General features: G+C 61.3%; 1 protein-coding gene. It reads right to left on the bottom strand.

The window, feature by feature from the left end:
• Positions 1 to 1,817 (bottom strand): polysaccharide biosynthesis tyrosine autokinase (locus ACFTWP_RS41525; protein ID WP_380270371.1); only part of this gene is annotated, 1,817 nt, incomplete at its 3' end.
• Positions 1,818 to 1,825 lie beyond the last annotated feature (8 nt).

Genomic DNA, 1,825 nt, shown 5'->3' with positions numbered 1-1,825 from the left:
ACGCCTTTCAGCGTCCCGCCCCCCTGGCGCAACTGCTTGATTGCCATTTCCACTTCCCGCGGTGGATTCGCGCCGAAGCGCAACACCAGCAGCGTCACACCGGCGTAGCGACCTATGATGGCGGGGTCCGTGACGGCCAGCACGGGTGGGGTATCGACGATTACGTGGTCGTATCGGGACGAGAGCTGACTCAACACCTGTTCGAAGTTGGGATGCAGCAGGAGCTCGGCCGCATTCGGCGGCAGTTCGCCGGTAGGAATGAAGTCAAGACCCTTCACGAGCGTGTCGGGCTGGATGAATTCGCCGGCGTCGCCACCCGATCTGATCAACTCGGTCAATCCACGTCCTCGCGCCGCCCCGACGTAGCGGTGCAGGTAGCCGCGACGGAGGTCTCCGTCGATCAGCAGCACTCTCTTTCCCGAACTCGCCATCAACGCAGCGAGGTTGACGGCAATGAACGACTTGCCCACGCCCGGTGCGGGGCCGGTCAGCATCAGTATGTTGTTTCTGGCATCGAACTGAGCGAACTGCAATGCGGTGCGCAAGCTGCGAATGGCTTCGACGGCAAGATCGGTCGGTGCGGCCCGGGCGAGCAACGGCGCATTGTTACCGCCCGCTCGCTCGATGCGTCCGAACGTAGACTGTTGATCAGAGTGCGGAATCGTCGCATAGACGGGAATCCCGAACTTGTCTTCGACTTCGGCCGGATCTTCGATTCCGCTGCGCAGTGCCTTGAACGCGAAGGCGGTGACCAGGCCCACGAATATGCCGAGCGTGGTGGCCACGAGGATGATCAGACCGGGACGCGGCCATACCGGCACCGTAATCAGCTCGGCGCCGTCGAGCAGACGGACATTACCGGTCTTGCCCGCCTTCAGTACCCTCAATTGCTCGACATTGTTGAGCAGCGTGGTATAGATTTCCTGCGCCACCATCGCGTCACGAGCGAGGCCGACGGTATCCTGCTCGTTGGCGGGAATCGCTTTCAGTCGCTGGTTGAATGCCGCGATCTGAGCGTTGACGGTATCGAGCTGCCGATTGACGGCGTCGACATTAGGATGCCGCGGGGTGAAGCGCTGAAGCAGTTGATCACGCTGAAGAACGAGCTGACTCTTCTGAACCTCCGCCTGCACGATCTGGTTCAGCAAGCTCTGGGCCTCGACCGGCAGATCGACGATGGTGTTTTTAGTCCTGTAATTGTTGTACTTCGTTTCCGCCTTCGTCAGATTGTCCTTCAACCCGGGCAACTGGCGGTCGAGGACCCGAATCATGTTGTCCGCCTCCGCCGACTTTCTGTCGACGTTCTGCTTGACATACAGCCGTGCGATCTCGTTGAGCACGGCCTGAGTCTTGTGCGGATCGTCGCTGCGCCAGACCGTGCTGATGATGCCGGAATCTTTCCCTTGCTCGGAGATGTTCAGAGACTTCTGAAGTCGCGTGATGACATCGAGACGCTTCGAGTGAACGAGCTGAAATCGCGTCCCCGGCCGCCCGACGAGGCGCTCGACCGTGACCGTGACCACGCCGCCCGGGACCGTCGCACGGCACACCCTGGCAACGTCGCAATGGTCGACCACCGGTTCGTCGTCGGGCGAACGCAGGCTGTACTGGCCGTTCGGCAGCGCGGTCACCGTCCAGATGCGACCGTTGTACTGTGACGGCACCTCCATCTGCGTGACGTCGATCACTTCGTTGCCCCAGGCGAAGGAAGGCATATTCAGGCGTGGCGCTCCATCGACGGGTGCCGGTACGCGGGACGCGAGGAAGCGGCCAAACAGCGGGAAATAGGTCGGTTTCGCGTCGATATCCAGATGCACTGCATCCA

The organism is Kitasatospora sp. NPDC057015 (genome assembly GCF_042673745.1).
GTDB lineage: Bacteria > Actinomycetota > Actinomycetes > Streptomycetales > Streptomycetaceae > Kitasatospora.
This window is presented reverse-complemented; position numbering and strand designations above follow the sequence as displayed.